Raw genomic sequence first — 21976 nt, forward strand, 5'->3', positions numbered from 1 at the left:
CTTCCGATCTCCGATGTCACCCCGCTGACCAGCGTGGTGTCCACCGACAAGGTCTACGCCTACTTCGACGCCGACGAGCGCGTGTACCTCAAGTACACCCAGCTGGCACGTGAAGGCCAGCGCGGCCAGACCACCCCGGTGTACCTGGGCCTGACCAACGAAACCGGCAACCCGCACCTGGGCCAGATGAACTTCGTCGACAACCAGGTCAACCCGCGCACCGGCACCATCCGTGGCCGCGCCGTGTTCGACAACCGCGACGGCCAGTTCACCCCTGGCCTGTATGCACGCCTGAAGCTGGTCGGCAGCGCCCAGTACGACGCCATGCTGATCAACGACGAAGCCGTGGGCACTGACCTTGGCAAGAAGTTCGTGCTGGTCATGGACAAGGACAACAAAGCTACCTACCGCGCTGTGGAGCTGGGGCCCAAGCTCGAAGGCCTGCGCATCGTGCGCAGCGGCCTGGCCAAGGATGACCGCATCGTAGTCAGAGGCCTGCAGCGGGTACGCCCAGGTTCGGCGGTTACCCCAGAAGAAACGCCAATGGCCAGCGAACAGACCCTCGCCGCCCTCGCCCAGCAGCGCCAGGCCCTCGAAGCCAGCAACACCACGCCGAAGGTAGCGGGCACCACTGAGAAAGTCGCCAGCGTCCAGGCGCCACGCGGTTAAGGGATCACACCGATGAACTTTTCAAAATTCTTCATTACCCGGCCGATTTTTGCCGCGGTGCTGTCGCTGGTGCTGCTGATTGCGGGTTCGATCTCGCTGTTCCAGCTGCCGATCAGCGAATACCCGGAAGTGGTGCCGCCCACCGTGGTGGTGCGCGCCAACTTCCCCGGTGCCAACCCCAAAGTGATCGGCGAAACCGTCGCCGCGCCGCTGGAGCAGGCCATCACCGGTGTCGAGAACATGCTGTACATGTCCTCGCAATCCACCGCCGATGGCAAGCTGACCCTGACCATCACCTTCGCCCTGGGCACCGACCTAGACAACGCGCAGGTGCAGGTACAGAACCGCGTCACCCGCACCCAGCCCAAGCTGCCGGAGGAAGTGACGCGCATCGGTATCACCGTCGACAAGGCCTCGCCCGACCTGACCATGGTCGTGCACCTGACCTCGCCGGACAACCGCTACGACATGCTCTACCTGTCCAACTACGCCATCCTCAATATCAAGGATGAGCTGGCACGCCTGGGCGGCGTGGGTGACGTGCAACTGTTCGGCATGGGCGATTACTCGTTGCGCGTGTGGCTCGACCCGAACAAGACCGCCTCGCGCAACCTGACGGCCAGTGACGTGGTCGCGGCTATCCGCGAGCAGAACCGCCAGGTCGCTGCCGGCCAGCTGGGTGCCCCGCCCGCCCCTGGGTCCACCAGCTTCCAGCTGTCGATCAACACCCAAGGCCGCCTGGTCAATGAGGAAGAGTTCGAGAACATCATCATCCGTGCCGGTGCCGATGGCGAAATCACTCGCCTGAAAGACATCGCCCGGGTCGAACTCGGCTCCAGCCAATATGCCCTGCGCTCGCTGCTGAACAATCAGCCGGCAGTGGCCATCCCGATCTTCCAGCGCCCAGGCTCCAACGCCATCGAGATCTCCGATGAAGTACGGGCCAAGATGGCCGAGCTGAAGAAAGACTTCCCCGAGGGCATGGACTACAGCATCGTCTACGACCCGACCATCTTCGTACGCGGCTCCATCGAGGCAGTGGTGCACACCCTGTTCGAAGCGCTGATACTGGTGGTGCTGGTAGTGATCCTGTTCCTGCAGACCTGGCGCGCCTCGATCATCCCGTTGCTGGCGGTGCCGGTGTCGCTGATCGGTACCTTCGCGGTGATGCACCTGTTCGGCTTCTCGCTCAATGCCTTGTCATTGTTCGGGCTGGTGTTGGCCATCGGTATCGTGGTGGACGACGCCATCGTCGTGGTGGAGAACGTCGAACGTAATATCGGGCTGGGCCTGAAACCGCTTGAGGCCACGCAAAAGGCCATGAGCGAGGTGACCGGGCCGATCATTGCCACTGCCCTGGTGCTGTGCGCCGTGTTCGTGCCTGCCGCGTTCATTTCCGGCCTTACCGGGCAGTTCTACAAGCAGTTCGCCCTGACCATCGCTATCTCCACGGTCATCTCGGCGTTCAACTCGCTGACCCTGTCGCCGGCCCTGGCCGCCGTACTGCTCAAGGACCACCACGCACCCAAGGACCGTTTCTCGCGCTTCCTCGACAAACTGCTGGGCAGCTGGCTGTTCTCGCCGTTCAACCGCTTCTTCGACCGTGCCAGCCACCGTTACGTCGGCGGTGTGCGCCGGGTCATCCGCTCCAGCGGCATCGCCCTGTTCGTGTATGCCGGCCTGATGGGCCTGACCTACCTCGGTTTCTCCTCCACCCCGACCGGTTTCGTGCCGGCCCAGGACAAGCAATACCTGGTGGCTTTTGCCCAACTGCCTGATGCTGCCAGCCTCGACCGCACCGAGGCAGTGATCAAGCGCATGAGCGAGATCGCCCTGAAGCAACCTGGGGTTGCCGATTCGGTGGCCTTCCCGGGCCTGTCGATCAACGGTTTCACCAACAGCCCGAACAGCGGCATCGTGTTCACCCCGCTCAAGCCGTTCGACGAGCGCAAGGACCCGAGCCAGTCGGCAGCGGCCATCGCCGCCGCCCTGAACGCCCAGTTCGCCGACATCCAGGACGCCTACATCGCGATCTTCCCACCGCCGCCGGTACAGGGCCTGGGCACCATTGGCGGCTTCCGCCTGCAGATCGAGGACCGCGGTAACCTGGGTTACGAAGCGCTGTACAAAGAAACCCAGAACATCATCGCCAAGAGCCACAACGTGCCGGAACTGGCGGGCCTGTTCACCAGCTACCAGGTCAACGTGCCGCAGGTCGATGCCGCCATCGACCGGGAAAAGGCCAAGACCCACGGCGTGGCGATCAACGACATCTTCGACACCCTGCAGGTTTACCTGGGCTCGCTGTACACCAACGACTTCAACCGCTTTGGCCGTACCTACCAGGTCAACGTCCAGGCCGAGCAGCAGTTCCGCCTCGATGCCGAGCAGATCGGCCAATTGAAGGTGCGCAACAACCTGGGCGAGATGATCCCGCTGGCGACCTTCCTCAAGGTCAGCGACACCTCCGGGCCTGATCGCGTGATGCACTACAACGGCTTCATCACCGCAGAAATCAACGGTGCGGCGGCCCCGGGCTACAGCTCTGGCCAAGCCGAGGCTGCCATCGAGAAACTGCTCAAAGAGGAACTGCCCAACGGCATGACCTTCGAGTGGACCGACCTGACCTATCAGCAGATTCTCTCTGGCAATACCGCGCTGCTGGTGTTCCCGCTCTGCGTACTGCTGGCGTTCCTGGTGTTGGCGGCGCAGTACGAAAGCTGGAGCCTGCCGCTGGCGGTGATCCTGATCGTGCCGATGACCCTGCTGTCGGCCATTACCGGGGTGATTGTCTCGGGCGGTGACAACAACATCTTCACCCAGATCGGCTTGATCGTACTGGTGGGCCTTGCGTGCAAGAACGCGATCCTCATCGTCGAATTCGCCAAGGATGAACAGGCCAAGGGCCTCGACCCGCTGGCCGCAGTGCTGGAAGCCTGCCGCTTACGTCTGCGGCCGATCCTGATGACCTCGATCGCCTTCATCATGGGCGTGGTACCGCTGGTGTTCTCCTCCGGTGCCGGTTCGGAAATGCGCCACGCCATGGGTGTCGCGGTGTTCTCGGGGATGATCGGCGTGACGGTGTTCGGGCTGTTCCTGACCCCAGTGTTCTTCTTCCTGATCCGCCGTTTCGTCGAACGCCGCCAAGCCCGCAAGGCCGAACGCGTGCAATCGCTGGAGAACCCCGCATGAACCTGCTCAAACCCCTGACCCCGAGCCTGCTGGCGTTGGCCCTGGCGGCCTGCGCGGTGGGCCCGGACTACAAGACGCCGAACACCGAGCCTGCCCGGTTTGACGCGCAGATGCAGGCCAAGGCCTACGACCGTAGCCGCTTCGAAAGCATCTGGTGGAAGCAGTTCGACGACCCGGTGCTGAACCAGCTGGTGCAGGCCTCGCTCGACGGTAACCGCGACCTGCGGGTAGCCTTTGCCCGCTTGAAGTCGGCCCGTGCGATCCGTGAGGACGCCGCCAACGACCAACTTCCGGTGGTCACCAGCCGTGCCAGCAGCGAAATCGGCAAGGGCCAGGTCCCCGGCCAGACCGAGCAGCGGGTCAACAGCGAACGCTATGACCTGGGCCTGGACATGGCCTGGGAACTCGACCTGTTCGGCCGTATCCAGCGCCAGATCGAAGCCAGCGAAGCCCAGGAGGCCGCCGCCGCGGCCGATCTGCAGCAGTTGCAAGTCAGCTTGATCGCTGAACTGGTCGACGCCTATGGCCAACTGCGCGGTGCCCAGTTGCGCGAGAACATCGCCCTGGCCAACCTCAAGACCCAGCAGGAATCGCGCACCATCACCGAAACCCTGCGCGATGCCGGCGTGGGCAACGACCTTGATGTGGTGCGTGCCGATGCGCGCTTGGCAGGTGTCGAAGCCACCGTGCCGCAACTGCAGGCCGAACAGGCGCGAGCCCGTCACCGCATCGCCACCCTGCTTGGCCAGCGCCCGGACGCGCTGAGCGTCGACCTGTCGCCCAAGGCCCTGCCAGCCATCGCCAAAGCACTGCCGGTGGGCGACCCCGGCGAGCTGCTGCGTCGTCGCCCGGATATTCGCAGTGCCGAACGCCAACTGGCCGCCGCCACGGCCAACGTCGGTGTGGCCACTGCCGACCTGTTCCCACGGGTCAGCCTCAGTGGCTTCCTCGGCTTTACGGCTGCGCGTGGCTCGCAGATCGGCTCCTCGGCAGCCAACGCCTGGGGCCTAGGCCCGAGCATCACTTGGGCGGCCTTCGACCTGGGCAGCGTGCGCGCCCGTCTGCGTGGTGCCAAGGCAGACGCCGAAGGCGCCCTGGCCAACTATGAGCAGCAAGTGTTGCTGGCCCTTGAAGAGTCGGCCAACGCCTTCAGCGATTACGACAAGACCCAGCAGCGCCTGCTGTCGCTGATGCGCCAGAGCGACGCCAGCCGCAAGGCGGCAGCGCTGGCCTCGATCCGCTATCGCGAAGGCACGGTGGACTACCTGGTGCTGCTCGACGCCGAGCGCGAGCGCCTGAGCGCAGAAGATGCCCAGGCCCAGGGAGAGGTCGAGCTGTACCGCGGCATCGTCTCGATCTACAAGGCCCTGGGTGGCGGCTGGCAACCGGATACGGTGGCCAGCGCGCGCTGATTCAACCCCTTTCAACGACTCCTTTGGTTGGTTACTCCCCCAACCGTTTGCCCCGCGGGCCTTGGCCTGCGGGGCTTTTTTTTGCGCCTTGCGGGGCCTCTGACGGCCTTGGCGCCGCCATGCCTTCAGCGGTTGCATTTGACCCGTTGCTGGCCCAAGCTCTGCCCTTCCTGCCGCCACGGACCGTCCGATGCCCAGACGCAACCGCTACCTGATCGCCTTGATGCTGCTGATTTTGCTGGTCACCATGATCGGCTACCTGCAGCGAGACGACCAGCCGGCACCGCCCACGCTGCCCGCGCACAGTTACGCCAAGGCCCTGCGCCAGGCCCATGAAGGCTTGCCAGGCGCTGCGCGGGTGCTGTACCAGCAATTGCAACGCAACGATCTGGCCCCCATTCGCCGCGCGGCCCTGTACGCCGAGCTGCCCAACTACCCCTCCCCCCAGGCCCTGAAACTCGCACGCCTGGACCTGGAACACGCAGACCCGCTGGTACGCCGAGCAGCCATCGCCGGTATTCGCCGCTTGCTACCGGCCGCACAACGCAGCCTGGTACTCGGCCCCTTGCTCGATGACGCGGAGCAAAGTGTACGCTTCGCGGCCGTAGACGCTCTGCTGGGCCTGGACCCGGACGCCATCGGCCTGTACTTCGGCCCCTTGCAGTCAGCCCTTGAGCAGTATCAACAGGCACTGGAGGAACAACCCGACGACGCCGATGCCCAGGTGCATCTGGCGCGCCTGTACCTGCACGAAAACGACTACACCCAGGCCGCTGCTGCCTTGCAACGGGCCCTGACGGTGGCCCCAGGCAACGTCGACGCGTTGGCAACCCAGGTTCGCCTGCTGGAGCGCCAAGGCCATCACGACGCTTCTCGCCAGGTGCTGGCCAAAGCCTTGCTCCTGAGCCCCGACTCTGCCTTTTTGCAATATGAGCTGGGGCTCTGGCTCAATCGGCACGAACAGCGCGAATATGCCCTGCTTGCCCTGTCCCGTGCGGTGGAGCTGGAGCCGGACAACGCCGAGTACCGCACTACCCTGGCGGTGACCCTGCATGAACTCGAGCAGGTCGACGCTGCCCAGAAGCAGTTGGAAACCGTGCTCAGTCGCGAGCCAGCCAATCGCCGGGCGCGGCTGTTGCTTATCCAGTATTGGAAAGAGACCGGCCAACTGCAGAACGTTCAGGTGGTGCTCGCTGAACTCGAACGGCAAAACCCCGACGATCCGGCGCTGCAACAGGGGCTTTAGCCCCCCACAAGATTCGTTGAACCCCAAGCGACAGCCTGTGGTCCAGTGAGTATCGGAGTACTGGCGGCATGGCCAAGCCTCGGCCCTGCCTATTGCTACAGGAGCGTCACTTTGGCCAGTTCGTTGGCGTTGGACGAACGTGCCTTGATCCTGGCACCCCCACAGCTTGCTGCGGATACCGCTCGCCTGCTTGCGACCGCCGGCATCGAGAGCCTGTGTGCCCATGACGTCGCCAACCTGCACGACTGCCTGATCGAAGGCGCGGCCCTGGCGATCATCGCCGAGCAGACGTTCAGCAACGGGCCCAGCCCGCCGTTGCAAGGTTTTATCGACCAGCAGCCCAGTTGGTCAGACCTGCCCATTCTGCTGATCATGGATGTCAGCTCAGCCGCCACAGGCCCCAGCCACCCGCCTAGAGGCAACCTGATGCAGTTGCTCTTCCCACTCGAGGACGGGCAAGTGTTGCAACTGATCCGCATCGCGCAGCGTAACCGCCGCCATCAATACCAGGCACGTGATCAGCTCTCAGCCCAGCAACAGCGGCTGGACGCACGCTTCCAGGAACAGCACAGCACAGAGCTCGCCCGCACGCAGATCCGCAAAATGGAAGCCATCGGCCAACTGGCCGGTGGCATCGCTCATGATTTCAACAACCTGTTGACCAGTATCGGTGGCAGTCTCGAACTGATCGAGCGTCGTTTCAAGCAGGGCCGCAGCGACAGCCTGGAGGGCATCTTGCGCATGGGCCAGGAGGCCGTGTCGCGAGCAGGTCAGTTGACCCACCGTCTGCTGGCGTTTTCCTGCAGGCAATCCCTGCACACTCAGCGCGTCGAGCTGCACACGCTGCTTGAACCCAAGCGCCTGACCGCTGGGCTCAGCCATTCAGTAACCCTGCAACTGCATGTGCCCGCCGACCTCTGGCCAGTTGAGGCCGACGACGGGCAACTGCAAGAGGCCGTGGACAATCTGCTGCTCAATGCCTGTGAAGCCATGCCTACCGGCGGGCTGCTACGCATAGAGGCGAGCAACCAGCGGGTCGAGCACGAGCAGTTCGCGGGGGGCGCCCTGAACAGTGGTGAATACCTGCGCCTGAGCATCATCGATGACGGCCAGGGTATGTCGCAGAGCACGCTGGAGCACGCCTTCGAACCGTTTTTCAGCACCAAACCCGTTGGCCAGGGCATAGGCCTGGGGCTGTCCATGGTGTATGGCTTCAGCAAGCAGTCCCATGGGCATGTGACCCTGCAGAGCAAGATCGGCCATGGCACCCAGGTCGATCTGTACTTGCCGCGGCACGTTGGCGAGGCAAAGCCCGAGCGCCCGACCCCAAGGCCTGTGCCCGGCAGCAAGGGCCATGACGTGCTGGTGGTCGAAGACGACCCTCATGTGCGTCAGTTACTCTGTCATGCGCTGTGCGAAGACGGCTTCCCTTGTCAAACCGCCGCCAACGCCAATGAAGCGCTGCACATACTGCGTTCATCGCAAAGGATCGACCTGCTGGTCAGCGATGTCGGCCTGCCCGGCATGAATGGGCGGCAACTCGCGGAAATCGCCCGCACCCTGCGCCCAGACCTGCCGGTACTGTTCATCACCGGTTACGCAGAAACGGCCATGGCCAGGGAGGGGTTTCTTGGCGCGGGCATGCACCTGATCTGCAAGCCATTCGCACTCGAACAGTTGCAGGCGCAGGTGACGCAGATACTCGGCGAGCCCTGAATCGGCTCAATCGGCAAGCATGAGCTGGGCCTGGTTGGCCAATTGCTCCAGCGGGAACGGCTTGAGCATCAGCGCGGTGCCAGGCTGCTCAAGCAGTTGGGCTTCGATCGGCTGATCGGTATACCCGGTGATGAAGAGGATCTTCTGCGTCGGCTTGAGCATACGGATGGCCTTGGCCACTTGCCGGCCGCTGAAACCACCTGGCAAACCAATGTCAGTGATGACCAGGTCGAAAGGCCCGTCATGGCGGAAGCGGTCCAAGGCCGAGTTGGCATCGCAGACATCACTGACCGAAAAACCACGCTCGCTGAGAAACTCGCGCATCAGTGCGCGCAGGTTCAGCTCATCATCGATCAGCAGCAGCCGCCCGCCCTGGGCCCGTTCGATGATCGGCAGGCATGTCGGTGCCTCTGCAGGGACCGGCGCATGGCTACGCGGAAACAACAGGGAGACTTTGGTCCCCTCGTTAAGGTTCGATTCGATCCAGACATACCCACCCGACTGCCCGACAAAGCCATAGACCATCGGCAGGCCGAGCCCCGACCCCCGCCCCAAGGGCTTGGTGGTGAAAAAGGGCTCGAAGGCTTTGGCGACATCGGCCGCCGACATGCCATGGCCGTTGTCTTCTACATGCAATGCCACGTAGTCGCCTGGCGGCAAGCCGTTCTCATCGGGGAAATGCGTCGTCAACCGTTCGTTGACAGTACGGATCGACACGCTGCCGCGGTCAAGGCAGGCTTCACGGGCATTCACACAGAGGTTGATCAAGGCATTTTCAAACTGGGTAACGTCAACCCAGACCGTCCACGGGGTCACATCCAGTTGCCAATGCAGGCTCATTTCCGCACCCAGGACCTTCAGTAGCAGCGGTTCGATAATGGACAGCTGCCGATTGACATTCAGTGGCTTGGGATCAAGGGGCTGATGGCTGGAAAACGCCAGTAGCCGGTGGGTCAGGTTCATGGCGCGCTGCACCGAGTCGCGCGCCAGCTCCACATAGGTCTCCATGCGTTCCAGGCGCCCCTGCAGCATGCGCCGTTGCAACAGTTCCAGGCTGCCCCCGATACCCGACAGCAGGTTGTTCATTTCATGCGCCATCCCGCCTGCCAATTGGCCAATGACTTCCAGGCGTTCACTGTTGCGCAACAGGGCCTCGGACTGGCGGGTGGCCTCTTCGCGGTCGGCGGTGATGTCGCGGCCCACGGCGGTCAGCAAGTTGCCATCGAATTTGGCAGCCCAGCGAAACCAGCGATAGTGGCCATCCTGGTGACGCAGGCGGATATCGATCTGCTCGAGCGCCTTGTCCTGCACGAAGCCGGATACCGCCACCTGCACTTCTGCACGATCCGCCGGGTGGATCAACTCCAGTATCGGCATGCCCTGCGCCGCGTCTTTACCCCAACCCAGGATACGGTGCCAGGCTGGGTTGGTCGCGTGCAGCGTCAGTTCACGGGTGATGATCATCATGGCATCACGCGACAGTTGCCAGATCTGTTCACGATCGGCCATGTAGCTTCCGAGCTCTTTTTCAAAGGCCTCGGCCTGCTCACGCCAATGGTGATACGCCTCGACACTTGCCGTGGTTTCGATGAGTGTGTGAAGAAAACCGGCAACGCTGCCCTGCTCGTCACGAATCGGTGAGTAGCCGAAGGCACACCACACAGGGTCGCCGTTCTGGCCGCCGGCGATACGCATGGGCGGGTCCTCGACAAAACTCGAGCGCCCTTCGAGTGCCTTGAACACCCAAGGCCCCATGGTCTGCCAGGCATCGCTCCAGACCGCGTCGAACGCTTTGCCCAGTACATCCTGGCCGCCGTGGCGCAGCGCTCGATAGGCGTCGTTATGGATCACGCTGAGGTCAGGCCCCCACACCACCGCGCAGGCAAATGGCGACAACAGCATCATGTCGACGGCAATACGCAGCGAAGCCTGCCAGCGTGGCAATGGCCCGAGCGCGGTGCGCCCCCAATCGAATTGGGCGATGCGCTCGCCCATGGGATCGACCGTTGCCGTGTTTGGCGCCAGCAGGATGGCCTTTGACGCAACTTCGCGGGGGGTGCCATTAGCGACCAAATGTGTGACTCCCATGGTGTTCTGGGTGGCGAATGCTGTTCAAGGTAGCACAGCGCGCGCTGCTTTAATGGCGTACCGGTATGTGGCAGCTATGCTCATTAGGTTTTCCACTGAGCCATGGAATAACGGTCCCTTACAGGCTGCCGACAGGAGTGTGGTCATGAGCAAGAAAATGCTGGTAGTGCTGACCAATACGGCCAAGTACCCGAACCTCAAACGGGCAACCGGGCTGTGGTTGGGCGAGGCCGTGCATTTTGTCGACAAAGTCGAGAAGGCCGGCTACGAAGTCGACTATGTCAGCCCTCAGGGTGGCTACGTACCGGTCGACCCGCACAGCCTGCAGATGGCCCCGGATCTGGACTGGCAGTGGTATGACGACAAGCGGTTCATGAGCCGCCTGGGGGCCACCCTGAGCCCAGGGCTGGTCAAGGCTGACGACTACAGCGCCATCTATTACACCGGCGGGCATGGCGTGATGTACGACTTTGTCGACAGCAAACCGGTTCAAGACCTCGCACGCAAGATCTACGAGAACAAAGGCATCATCGCGGCTGTTTGCCACGGCGTCGTCGGCCTGTTGAACATCAAGCTCAGCGACAACAGCCTGCTGGTGAAAGACCGCCAGGTCACGGGCTTTTCCAACATCGAGGAGCAACTGGTTGAACTGGACAAGGTAGTGCCTTTTCTCACCGAAAACGAACTGGTTGCCCGTGGCGGTATTTACAGCAAGCACGATGACCCGTGGGAGCCCTTCGTGGTCGGCGACGATCGCCTGATTACCGGGCAGAACCCCGCCTCCACGGCCGACCTGGCTGAGAAGGTGCTCGCGAGGCTCAAGGCCAAGTGACAGCTTACGCCTGATTTCCTGATTTCCCGGCGTTCAGGCCGCACCCGGACTACATCCGCCACACCGTTGAGTACATAGGCTTTCAGCTCATCTGTCCAACACGGACAGCGTCAGACTGGAGAGCAATGGCCTATGTCGAAAATCATGCATGCCGGGCGCAGTTTGCTGGAGTTGCTGCTAATCATGGCGATCGGCCTGGTGCCGGTTGTTTCCGGGTTGCTGGTGATGGTGTTTCAACTGGAAAAGAAGCTTGAGGAAAACGCACGGATATCGGTTCAGGAAGCGGTGTTCACCATCGACAAGGTGCTGGACCGTATGCACAGCACCGCAATGCTCGCCCAGCCCCTGGCAGGCAAGGGATGCACGGAAGTCATCAGTACGTTGCAGGACCAGGTGGCCCGCGACTCCTTGCTACGCTCCTTGACCCTGACGCAAGACCAGCAAGCGTACTGCAGCACCCACACCGAGTCGCTGGAGCATCTGTCAGCTTTCGCCCAATCCGGGCAGGGGGTTGAGCTGGCGATCGACTCGCCCGTGTTGCCCACCACGCTGGTTACTCACTTTCAAGCGCCGGGGCAAAACCCCAATGTGATCGTCACAGGTTATGCCGCGGAACTGCGCAACGAATTGCGCGCATTCCAGGATGGCCTGACGCTGCTTCTGGAGTTCGGCGACCAGTACATCTGGAGCCATGGAGACAGCCGCGACCCGAATCGGCCTTCACAGTCCGAGTACACGGTGCGGTCAATTTCTGCCCAGTATGGATACGCCGTCACGGGGGGATACGCCAAAGGCTACAGCGCCCAGGAAATCCGCCAGTCGACGCTGCAGGTTCTTCCTTCTCTGGTGCTGGTGGGCATAGTGACCGGCTCGATCATCTATTGGGGCCTGTTCCGGGCGCGGGGCAACAGGCGTGGTACCGCCGCCGAAAAAACCTGACGGCGGTACCCGGGTGGATCAGTCGGTGCTCAACACGCCCCGACGAACCTGGTCCCGTTCGATGGATTCGAACAGCGCCTTGAAGTTGCCTTCGCCAAAGCCATCATCGCCCTTGCGCTGGATGAACTCGAAGAACACCGGCCCGAGCAACGTTTCCGAGAAGATCTGCAGCAGCAGGCGCTTGTCACCCGACTCAGCGGCGCCATCAAGGAGGATGCCGCGCGCTTGCAGTTGATCCACCGGCTCACCGTGGCCTGGCAGGCGCTCTTCGAGCATTTCGTAGTAGGTTTGCGGCGGTGGGGTCATGAAGCGCATGCCAATGCCCTTCAGCGCATCCCAGGTCTTGAGCAGGTCATCGGTGAGGAAGGCCACGTGCTGGATGCCTTCACCGTTGAACTGCATCAGGAACTCTTCGATCTGCCCGGCGCCCTTGGACGACTCTTCGTTGAGCGGGATGCGGATCATGCCGTCGGGTGCGGTCATGGCACGCGAGGTCAGGCCGGTGTACTCGCCCTTGATATCGAAATAGCGGATCTCGCGGAAGTTGAACAGCTTCTCGTAGAAACCGGCCCAATAGGCCATGCGCCCACGGTAGACGTTATGGGTCAGGTGATCGATGATCTTCAGGCCCGCACCCACAGGGTTGCGATCCACACCTTCGATGAAGTTGAAATCGATGTCGTAGATCGAGCTGCCTTCTTCAAAGCGGTCGATCAGGTACAGCGGCGCACCACCAATACCCTTGATCGCCGGCAGGCGCAGCTCCATCGGGCCGGTTTCGATCTCCACCGGCTGGGCGCCCAACTCCAAAGCGCGGGCATAGGCTTCATGGGCATTGCGCACGCGGAACGCCATACCGCAGACCGATGGGCCATGTTCGGCGGCAAAGTACGAGGCGATGCTTTTAGGTTCGTTGTTCAGGATCAGGTTGATACCGCCCTGACGGTACAGGTGCACCTCTTTGGAACGGTGCGTGGCAACCTTGGTGAAACCGAGTATCTGCAGAACCGGCTCGAGCACGCCAGGTGTCGGCGATGCCAGCTCGATGAACTCGAAGCCCATCAGGCCCATTGGATTTTCGAAAATATCTGCCATGTTCTTGTCCTCATCTACAGCGAAAAATTAGTGATTTCCGGGGATGTAGAACAAAAAAGGCGGTGAGCACGGGATGCCGCGCACGCTGCGAGCGAGGAAGTCACCAATGATCAGTTTGAACCCATGGTTTGTCATATGGACCCATTCTCGGCGGGCTTGATTCTCCGGAGGTGGAGAACCTTATTGTTGTATTCGTAACCGGATTCTACAGTGCGTAAATTGCTTTGTCGCGCTTTAGTTAGCCACCCTCACCGACAAGCGGCTATCCTCTGCACGTTATCTTCCACCAGATTAGGCCAGCATGCCCCTTACCACTAGACGCCGCGCCGGCTGGAGTTGGCGCACCCTGCTGCCCTGGGCGATTGGCGTAGTCCCGGTGGCGTGTGGCCTGGCGGTGATGAACTGGCAGATCGATCGCGACCTGCGCGCCAGCAGCCATGCCACCGCCGCCCAGGTGGTCGAGCATGTCGAGCGCATTCTCGACAGCTTGTCCAGCACCGCCCACGCGCTGCTGCCCTTGGCAGGTAGCCCCTGCGCACAGGTCAAACTGGCCCTGCGTGGCCAGGTCACCCGCAATGCCTTCGTCCGTTCGACCAACCTGTTCCAGCACAACACGCTGTATTGCTCGTCGCTGTTCGGGGAGTTCGATGAGGTCGTCGACGCGAGCGAGTACACCAACGGCACGCTCTGGCTGATGGATGGCAACTCAGTGACGCCGGGCCATCCGCTGCTTGTGTACCGGGCCAGCGAGGGCGACCACGGGGCGATCAGCACCGTGGATGGCGACCACCTGCTCACGGCCCTGCGCCTGATAGGCCCGGACGATACGTTGCAGATTCGCGTCGGCAACGACTGGATGGGCAAGGACGGTATCGTCCACAAAGGCGTGCCCCCCACGGCTGCGACTGCCGCCGTGACGCTGAGCTCGACCCGCTACCCGTTCAGCGTGTATGGCGGCTATGGCGCCGAAAAGCAAGGCCAGTTGCTGCGCAGTCACTACCCCGCCCTGCTCAGTTTGCTGATGGTGCTCGGCGTGCTGGCCGGGGCCGCGTGCCACTGGCAAATCCGCCGTGCCACCTCGCCACGTGCCGAGTTGCAGCGCGCCCTTGAGGCTGATGAATTTCTGCCGTACTTCCAACCCGTGGTGCGCAAGGGCGATTACCGCTGGGCGGGTGCTGAAGTGCTGATGCGCTGGAACCACCCGCGGGAAGGCCTGGTGCGCCCCGACCTGTTCATCCCCTACGCCGAACACAGCGGCCAGATCGTCGCCATGACCCGCGCGCTGATGCTGCACACCGCGCAGAGCCTGGCACCGTATGCCGCGCTGCTGGAAGATGGCTTTCACATCGGCATCAACATCACCGCCGACCATTGCCGCGACCTGCGCCTGCTCGACGACTGCCGGACCTTCCTTCAGCACTTTCCGCCCGGCCGGGTGGCTCTGACCCTGGAGCTGACCGAACGCAAGCTGATCGAAGCCACCCCAGTGGCCTTGGAGTTGTTCGAGAAACTGCATGAAATGGGCGTGATGATTGCCCTCGACGATTTCGGCACGGGCCAGTCGAGCCTCAACTACCTGCGCCAGTTCAAGGTCGACTACCTGAAGATCGACCAGAGCTTCGTCGCCATGATCGGTGTCGACGCGCTGTCCCTGCACATCCTCGACACCATCATCGAGCTGTCGGGGAAACTGGGCCTGGGCATCGTCGCCGAAGGCGTGGAAACCGAGGCCCAGCGCGACTACCTGGCTCAGCACGCGGTGGACTTCCAGCAAGGTTACCTGTTCGCCCGGCCCATGCCGGCAGAGGCGTTCCTCGAAGCGCTGGCCGGACGCTCCGGTGTCTCGCGGTTGCCGCATGACGCGCCCCCTGAGATCATGCGCGGCTGATCCACACGCTCAACTCCCCTATTCGAGGCATTCGTGTCAAAAGGCATCCTTTCATCGGTCATGGCGTCTTGCTTGTTCGCTGTGATGTACTTCTATACCTCCCTGCTCACGCCGCTCGATGGCGAAGAGATCTTTGGCTGGCGCACGCTGTTGACGCTGCCCTGCCTCACCCTGTTCATGCTGGCCTCGAAGGACTGGAAACGGGTCGGCGAGCTGCTGACGCGGGTGCGGCGCACACCGGTGCTGCTGCTGGGGATGGTCGGTACGTCCTGGCTTATGGGGGTGCAACTGTGGCTGTTCCTGTGGGCACCGCTGCATGGGCGCAGCCTGGAAGTGTCGATGGGCTACTTCCTGCTGCCGCTGACCATGGTCTTGACCGGCCGCCTGGTCTACGGCGAACGCCTGTCGCACCTGCAGAAGGTGGCGGTGTGCTGCGCCGCGCTGGGTGTCGGGCACGAGCTGTACCAGCATGGCAGCTTCGCCTGGGAAACCCTGGTGGTGATGATCGGCTACCCGATCTACTTCGTACTGCGCCGACGCTGCCGCACCGACCACCTGGGCGGCCTGTGGTGCGACATGTGCCTGCTGTTGCCATGGGCGCTGTACTTCGTGATCCAGGGGCCGTTGTCAGCGGCGGACTTGATGGCCCACCCTGGCCTCTACGCGTTGATCCCGGTATTGGGGGCGATCAGCGCCTCGGCCCTGATCGCGTATGTGCTGGCCAGCCGTCTGTTGCCGTTCAGCCTGTTTGGCCTGCTCAGCTACGTCGAACCGGTATTGCTGGTGGGCGTGGCACTGCTGCTGGGTGAAAGCATCGGCCCAGATCAGTGGCTGACTTACCTGCCGATCTGGACCGCGGTGCTGGTACTGATACTGGAAGGTTTCAAGCACCTGCTGCGTCAGCGTCGCCGTTCGGTATAAGCCGTACCTGGCGCACGCGCCGCTCTTCAACGGCCTCCACGGTCATGGTCCAGCCATTCCAGGCCAGGCGATCACCCACCACCGGCAGGCGGTCCAGCAAGCTCATCACCAGGCCCGCGAGGGTCTGGTAGTCCTCGGTGGCACGGGCGCTGAAGCCGGTACGTGCCTGGACCTGGCTGAGGTTCAGGGCGCCGCTGACGACAAAGCCATTACCCTCCTCAACGATACCCGGGCCTTCCACCTCGCTGGCATCCGGCAGTTCACCGGCAATCGACTCAAGGATATCGGTCATGGTCAGCAGGCCGGTGAAATCACCGAATTCGTTGACCACGAAGGCGATATGGGTGGATTGGCCACGCATCTGTTCCAGGGCATTGAGGATGCTGAAGCTTTCCAGCAGGTTCAACGGGGCCCGCGCCATGCGTTCCAGGTCTGGCTGGCTACCCGACAGCAGCTCCTTGTACAACTCTTTCTTGTGCACGAAGCCCAGCGGCTCATCGATGCGGCCATCGCGGATCAACGGCAGACGCGAGTACGGCGAATTCGCCAGGGCTTCGGCGATGGCCGCGGCCGGCTGCGCAAGGTCGATCACATCGACTTCGGCGCGTGCGGTCATCACCGTGCGGATCGGCCGTTCGGCAAGGTTCAGTACACCACTGATCATTACCCGCTCCCGGCGGTCGAACAGCACCTCTTCGCCGCCGCCCCCGACCAGGTCGGCGATTTCTTCGCCCACCTCGTCGGCCTCGACCCGACGGCCGCCCAGCAGGCGCAGCACCGCATGGGCAGTACGCTCACGCAGCGGCCGATGCTGCTGCAGGCTGCGTTTGCGGCGCGCGCGGGCCAACTGGTTGAACACTTCGATCAGGATCGAGAAGCCAATGGCCGCGTACAGGTAGCCTTTCGGGATATGGAAGCCCAGGCCTTCGGCAGTCAGGCTGAAGCCGATCATCATCAAGAAGCCCAGGCACAGCATGATCACTGTCGGGTGGGCGTTGACAAAGCGGGTCAGCGGTTTGCTGGCGACAATCATGATGCCGATCGAGAAGATCACCGCAATCATCATGATCGACAGCTGCTCGACCATGCCCACGGCGGTGATCACGGCGTCCAGCGAGAACACCGCATCGAGCACAACGATTTGCGCAACAATCGGCCAGAACGCCGCGTGGCGTACCACGCCACTGGCCTGGGTGGCGTGCCCTTCAAGCCGTTCGTGCAGCTCCATGGTGGCCTTGAACAGCAGGAATACACCACCGAACAGCATGATCAGGTCACGGCCCGAGAAGCTCTTGCCAAACATCTCGATCAGCGGCGCGGTCAGCGTCACCATCCACGAGATACTCGCCAACAGGCCCAGACGCATGATCAGCGCCAGGCTCAAACCGATGATCCGCGCACGGTCGCGCTGATGTGGCGGCAACTTGTCGGCCAGGATGGCGATGAACACCAGGTTGTCGATACCCAGCACCAGCTCGAGGACGATAAGCGTCAACAGGCCTAGCCAGGCCGTGGGGTCGGCTAGCCATTCCATTAGCGGGTACTCACAAGGGAAGCGTCACAGGGACGGCTGGAAGATGGCCGAGAAGGCCGAAGACTGGGGGGCTCCGCGAAGGTGCTCATAGTTACCTGGGTAGAAATTGGGTAAGTGATCCTACAATCACAGCAGGTTTTTCTGACAGTGAGAAACTATTACAAAACCTGTAACAGCCTGGGGACTTTTGTTCAATACGCCCGAGCGCCCCTGCCCGAAGATGCTCGACAACTCCCCTCACAGGATTGCCCTCATGAGTCTGTCTTTGTCCATGGCCGCTTTCGCGCTTGCGGCCTCGATCTCCCCTGGCCCGGTCAACATCGTCGCCCTGGGCAGCGGTGCCCGCCATGGCCTGCGCGCAAGCCTGGCCCATGTGGCCGGTGCGACGCTGGGGTTCTGCCTGCTGCTGGTACTGGTCGGGCTGGGCTTGCATGAACTGTTGCTGCGCTGGCCGCTGCTGGGCGTGCTGCTGCACTGGGGTGGGGTGGCTTTTTTGCTGTACATGGCCTGGAAACTGGCCAGCGATGATGGCCAGCTAAGTGGCGAGCAGCGGCAGAGCGCGCCCTCGGCCTGGCATGGCGCAGCGATGCAGTGGCTCAACCCCAAGGCATGGCTGGCTGCGGTGGCGGGTGTCGGCGCCTACACCGGCGGCGAACAGCATCTGCTGTGGCTGTTCACCTGGATCTATGGGCCGATCTGTTTTGTCTCGGTGGCCAGCTGGGCATGGGCGGGAAGCGTGATTCGCCAGTGCCTGGGCAACCCCCGGCAGATGCGCTTGCTGAACCGCGGGCTGGCCGTGTTGCTGGTGGCCAGTGCTGCGTATCTGGTCATCTGAGCGACGGGGCACTCTTGCAGTAATGCCCCGGCGTTGCCGCCAGGTGTTTCTTGAACGCCCGCTGCAAGTGCGCCTGGTCGGCGAAACCTGCCGCCAGTGCCACTTCGGCAATAGCACGGCCCTTGCGCAGGTACGCCCGGGCGAGCTGCACGCGTTGGTCAACCAGGTAGCCATGGGGCGTCAAGCCGAAACGCTGGCGAAAGGCCCGAATCAAGTAAGACCGGGATAAGCCACTGGCCATGCAGATGTCTTCAAGGCTCAGCGGGTCGGTACGGTGTGCGCGAATGAAGGCAGCGGCTGCCTCCAACCGAGGGTGTTCCGGCACGTTCACCGCAGGCGTGTCACCTAGCAGGCTTGGCAGTATGTCAAAAAACGTCGCTACGCGGCCTTCACGACCAGGCAGATCTTCGTCGAACAGGTCTGCAAATACCTGCAACATGTGGCTATAGAGGCGCGGCGAAGTGCTACTGGTCTGTACGGGAAGCTGAAAACCCAGCGCCTGCAGCCACGGCAGATCAACAAACAGCATCAAGTAAGACCAGGCCTGGCCCCCGATGGGGTTGCAGGTATGTACAACACCAGGGTTCATCAGCACCGTCGCGCCTGCATTCACTTCGATCTGGCTATCGCCGGTCAGGTAAGTACTGCGCCCACCGGTGATGACGCCGATGGAAAAACTCTCATGGGAATGGGCGGCGTAGCACACCTGGCGCCCGTCCCCTACGCGCCGGGCCTCGACGAAGGGCAATGCCGGATCCCGCCAGAACCGCGACACCTCGATCATCACCCTGCCCTCATTCGCCGTCGTCGTGTACCACAACCAGCAACTGCGCCGGCTGCGGCCCCACAGAGCGTAACCTGTGCGGCGTCTGGGCATTGAAATGCAAGGCATCGCCCTGCTCCAGCAGCACCCGTTCGTTCATGAAATCCACCTCTACCTGGCCTGCATGAACAAACAGAAACTCCTCGCCCTGGTGCTCCTTGAACGTCGGGTCACTGAACTCGGTCGGCGGCTGGATCAAGAACGGCAACAAGCTGCGCTGACCCACCTGGCTGGTGAGTGCCGCGTACCCCGGCCCTGTGCCGTCGCCCACCAGGGCCTGGCGCTCAGCATGACGCACCAGGCTGTATCGATGCTGCGCGGTTTGTTCTTCAGCGAACAATTCTTCGACATTGACGTTCAGCGCCCGCGCCAGCTTCAGCGCCGCAGCGATCGACGGCGTGTTCAGGCCACGCTCGACCTTGGACAGGTAGCTCTTGGTCATGCCGGTTTTATCGGCCAGCAATTCCAGGGTCAGGCCCAGTTTCTTTCTCAGCAATTTCAATCGGATAGACATGTGACGCAGTTTTCCCAGGCGAAGGCAGATGCAAGGCTCGCGCGCACCGATGATACGTGGACTGCGCGCGAAATGCTGGCCCTGATCTCAAGGCATCACAGGCGGCACATACTGCAATGTCGTACCCAACGCCCACAGCAGCACCAGTACCAAGGGTGCATGCACCAGCAATTGCACGAACGAGAAGCCGATCAGGTCGCGCGCCTTGAGGCCCAGCACGCCCAGCAGCGGCAGCATGTAGAACGGGTTGATCAAGTTTGGCAGGGCTTCGGCAGCGTTGTAGATCTGCACGGCCCAACCCAGGTGATATTGCAGGTCATTGGCCACCAGCATCACATAGGGCGCCTCGATGATCCATTTGCCCCCGCCCGAGGGGATGAAGAAGCCCAGCACTGCCGAGTACACGCCCATCAGCACGGCGTAGGTATCGTGGGAGGCGATCTGTACGAAGAAAGTGGAAATGTGGTGGGCCAGGGTCTGTTCGTCCACGCCCTTGACCTGGGTGAGGACCGCCGCGATCGAGCCATACAACGGGAACTGGATCAGCACCCCGGTGGTGGTGGGCACGGCACGGGTCACCGCATCGAGGAAGCTGCGCGGGCGCCAGTGCAGCAAGGCACCCAGCATGATGAACAGGAAGTTGTAGGTGTTAAGCCCGGAGATGGCGGTGATTGCAGGCTTGGTGGCGAACTCCTGGTACAGCCAGCCACCGGCCAGGGCCACCAGCAGCAAGGTCAGGATCGGGCTGTACTCCAGCCACTCGCCGGGCCGGCTGCGCTGGGCCGGTGGCGGCGCGGTGAAGCTTGGGTCGACGCCGCATTGTTCCGCCGTACGCGCGCTGGTCGCGCCTGGGGCGGTGGCATAGGCCACCACCAACGATACGATCACCAGCGCCGCCAGCATGACCCCCGACTGCCAGAGGAAGATGGTTTCGGTGAACGGAATCACCCCGGTGATCGACAGAATCGACGGCGGCAAGCTGGCCGGGTTGGCCTGCAGTTGCGCTGCCGAAGACGAAAGGCCCAGCGCCCATACCGCGCCAAGGCCAAGGTAGGCGGCGGCGCCAGCGGCGCGATAATCCATTTTCAGGTCAGTGCGGCGCGCCAGTGCGCGCACCAGCAGGCCACCGAATACCAGCGACAGGCCCCAGTTGAGCAACGAGGCCAGCATCGAGATCAGCGCAACCCAGCACACCGCCGAGCGGCCGTTGCTGGGGATACGCGCCAAGCGGTCGATCAGCCGCGCGGCAGGCGGCGAGCTGGCCACCACATAGCCGCCAATGACCACGAACGCCATCTGCATGGTGAACGGGATCAAGCTCCAGAAGCCATCGCCGAAGGCCTTGGCGGTGTCGGTCGGTTTGGCGCCCATCACCAGGGCGCCCAGGCACACCAGCACTACCGCAAGGGCGGCGAATACCCAGGAATCAGGGAACCAGCGTTCAGCCCAGTTGGAACAGCGCAAGGCAAAGCGGGCGGAACGGCTGTCTTGGATTTCAGCGGCCACAGTCATGTCCTTTTATTGGTTTTATCAAACTGATCTTGAATCAACAGCAAAAACCCTGTGCAAGCTCGCTCGCACAGGGTTGATGATCACAGCAGAGGTTAGAACGTCATCTCTTTCACATCATCCGGCACGATCAGCTTGCCGGCGGTTTTCTCGATGATTTCTTCGACGCTCACCCCCGGCGCCGTCTCGCGCAGGATAAAGGCGCCATTGTCGATTTCCAGGTAGGCAAGGTCGGTCAGTACCTTGCGAATGCAACCGGCACCGGTCAACGGCAGGCTGCAACGCTCCAGCAACTTGGACTCACCGTCCTTGGAGGCGTGGGTCATGGTGACGATGATGTTGTCGGCACCGGCCACCAGATCCATGGCACCGCCCATGCCCTTGACCAGCTTGCCGGGGATCATCCACGAGGCGATGTTGCCTTGCACATCCACTTCGAAGGCGCCCAGCACGGTGAGGTCGACGTGGCCACCACGGATCATGGCGAACGATTGCGCCGAGTCGAAGATCGAGGCGCCACGGCGGGCGGTGACGGTCTGCTTGCCGGCGTTGATCATGTCGGCATCGATGGTGCTTTCGGTAGGAAACTCGCCCATGCCGAGCAAGCCGTTTTCCGACTGCAGCATGACATCCATATCGTCGGGTACGTAGTTGGCCACCAGTGTCGGAATGCCAATGCCAAGGTTGACGTAGTAGCCGTCCTTCAGTTCACGGGCGACGCGTTGCGCCATCTGTTCGCGGGTCAGTGCCATGGTCAGGATCT

17 protein-coding genes are annotated in these 21976 nt (G+C 62.4%); 10 read left to right on the top strand and 7 right to left on the bottom strand.

Annotated elements, in window-relative coordinates; translation table 11 throughout:
* The 5 genes from NP534_RS11770 to NP534_RS11790 all read left to right on the top strand — a co-directional run.
* Positions 1-669, top strand: a 669-nt coding sequence (locus NP534_RS11770) for an efflux RND transporter periplasmic adaptor subunit (RefSeq protein ID WP_274098801.1), incomplete at its 5' end; no start/stop codon positions are given.
* A 12-nt stretch (positions 670-681) separates the two neighbouring features.
* Entirely contained in the window at positions 682-3861 is a 3180-nt protein-coding gene (locus NP534_RS11775) for an efflux RND transporter permease subunit (RefSeq protein WP_274098802.1), read from the top strand.
* A complete protein-coding gene (locus NP534_RS11780) occupies positions 3858-5273 on the top strand; it encodes an efflux transporter outer membrane subunit (RefSeq protein WP_186653582.1) in 1416 nt (471 codons plus the stop codon). Before NP534_RS11775 ends, NP534_RS11780 begins: the two co-directional genes overlap by 4 nt.
* Before the next feature lie 190 nt (positions 5274-5463).
* Positions 5464-6519 (top strand): tetratricopeptide repeat protein, encoded by a 1056-nt coding sequence (locus NP534_RS11785; protein ID WP_274098803.1) that lies wholly within the window; start codon positions 5464-5466, stop codon positions 6517-6519.
* Between the two features lie 111 nt (positions 6520-6630).
* Positions 6631-8235: a response regulator gene (locus NP534_RS11790; RefSeq protein WP_274098804.1), complete on the top strand. Its 1605-nt coding sequence runs from the start codon at positions 6631-6633 to the stop codon at positions 8233-8235.
* Between the two features lie 6 nt (positions 8236-8241).
* Here NP534_RS11790 and NP534_RS11795 read toward each other — a convergent pair whose 3' ends face one another.
* Positions 8242-10323 carry a response regulator gene (locus NP534_RS11795; RefSeq protein ID WP_274098805.1) on the bottom strand — a complete coding sequence of 694 codons (2082 nt, stop codon included), beginning with the start codon at positions 10321-10323 and terminating at the stop codon, positions 8242-8244.
* Positions 10324-10468: 145 nt separating this feature from the next.
* Between NP534_RS11795 and NP534_RS11800 the strand changes: the two genes are divergently transcribed.
* A complete protein-coding gene (locus NP534_RS11800; protein WP_274098806.1) occupies positions 10469-11155 on the top strand; it encodes a type 1 glutamine amidotransferase domain-containing protein in 687 nt (228 codons plus the stop codon).
* Between the two features lie 132 nt (positions 11156-11287).
* Positions 11288-12094, top strand: a complete 807-nt coding sequence (locus NP534_RS11805; protein WP_274098807.1) for a CSS-motif domain-containing protein — start codon at positions 11288-11290, stop codon at positions 12092-12094.
* Between the two features lie 18 nt (positions 12095-12112).
* On the opposite strand, the gene hppD is transcribed toward NP534_RS11805, so the two are convergent.
* Positions 12113-13189, bottom strand: coding sequence for a 4-hydroxyphenylpyruvate dioxygenase (gene hppD, locus NP534_RS11810; protein ID WP_033698024.1), 1077 nt, complete (start codon positions 13187-13189; stop codon positions 12113-12115).
* Positions 13190-13490: 301 nt separating this feature from the next.
* Here hppD and NP534_RS11815 point away from each other — a divergent pair, with 301 nt between their 5' ends.
* Together NP534_RS11815 and rarD are read left to right on the top strand one after the other, a co-directional pair.
* Positions 13491-15077, top strand: coding sequence for a cyclic diguanylate phosphodiesterase (locus NP534_RS11815; RefSeq protein ID WP_274098808.1), 1587 nt, complete (start codon positions 13491-13493; stop codon positions 15075-15077).
* A 33-nt stretch (positions 15078-15110) separates the two neighbouring features.
* Entirely contained in the window at positions 15111-15998 is an 888-nt protein-coding gene (gene rarD / locus NP534_RS11820) for an EamA family transporter RarD (protein WP_274098809.1), read from the top strand.
* Here the strand turns inward: rarD and NP534_RS11825 are convergent.
* Positions 15961-17532, bottom strand: coding sequence for a TerC family protein (locus NP534_RS11825; protein WP_274098810.1), 1572 nt, complete (start codon positions 17530-17532; stop codon positions 15961-15963). The genes rarD and NP534_RS11825 overlap by 38 nt on opposite strands.
* Before the next feature lie 253 nt (positions 17533-17785).
* On the opposite strand from NP534_RS11825, the gene NP534_RS11830 reads away from it, so the two are divergent.
* Entirely contained in the window at positions 17786-18367 is a 582-nt protein-coding gene (locus NP534_RS11830; RefSeq protein ID WP_274098811.1) for a LysE family translocator, read from the top strand.
* On the opposite strand, the gene NP534_RS11835 is transcribed toward NP534_RS11830, so the two are convergent.
* The 4 genes from NP534_RS11835 to NP534_RS11850 form a co-directional block, all read right to left on the bottom strand.
* Positions 18360-19151, bottom strand: coding sequence for an AraC family transcriptional regulator (locus NP534_RS11835; RefSeq protein WP_274098812.1), 792 nt, complete (start codon positions 19149-19151; stop codon positions 18360-18362). The genes NP534_RS11830 and NP534_RS11835 overlap by 8 nt on opposite strands.
* A 10-nt stretch (positions 19152-19161) precedes the next feature.
* Positions 19162-19704: a helix-turn-helix domain-containing protein gene (locus NP534_RS11840; RefSeq protein ID WP_274098813.1), complete on the bottom strand. Its 543-nt coding sequence runs from the start codon at positions 19702-19704 to the stop codon at positions 19162-19164.
* Between the two features lie 87 nt (positions 19705-19791).
* Complete coding sequence (locus tag NP534_RS11845; RefSeq protein ID WP_274098814.1) at positions 19792-21216, bottom strand: short-chain fatty acid transporter; 1425 nt, start codon at positions 21214-21216, stop codon at positions 19792-19794.
* 92 nt (positions 21217-21308) lie between these two features.
* Positions 21309-21965, bottom strand: coding sequence for a CoA transferase subunit B (locus NP534_RS11850; protein WP_258713643.1), 657 nt, complete (start codon positions 21963-21965; stop codon positions 21309-21311).
* Positions 21966-21976 lie beyond the last annotated feature (11 nt).

The sequence above is a fragment of the Pseudomonas sp. 39004 genome (assembly GCF_028682155.1).
Classification (GTDB): domain Bacteria; phylum Pseudomonadota; class Gammaproteobacteria; order Pseudomonadales; family Pseudomonadaceae; genus Aquipseudomonas; species Aquipseudomonas capeferrum.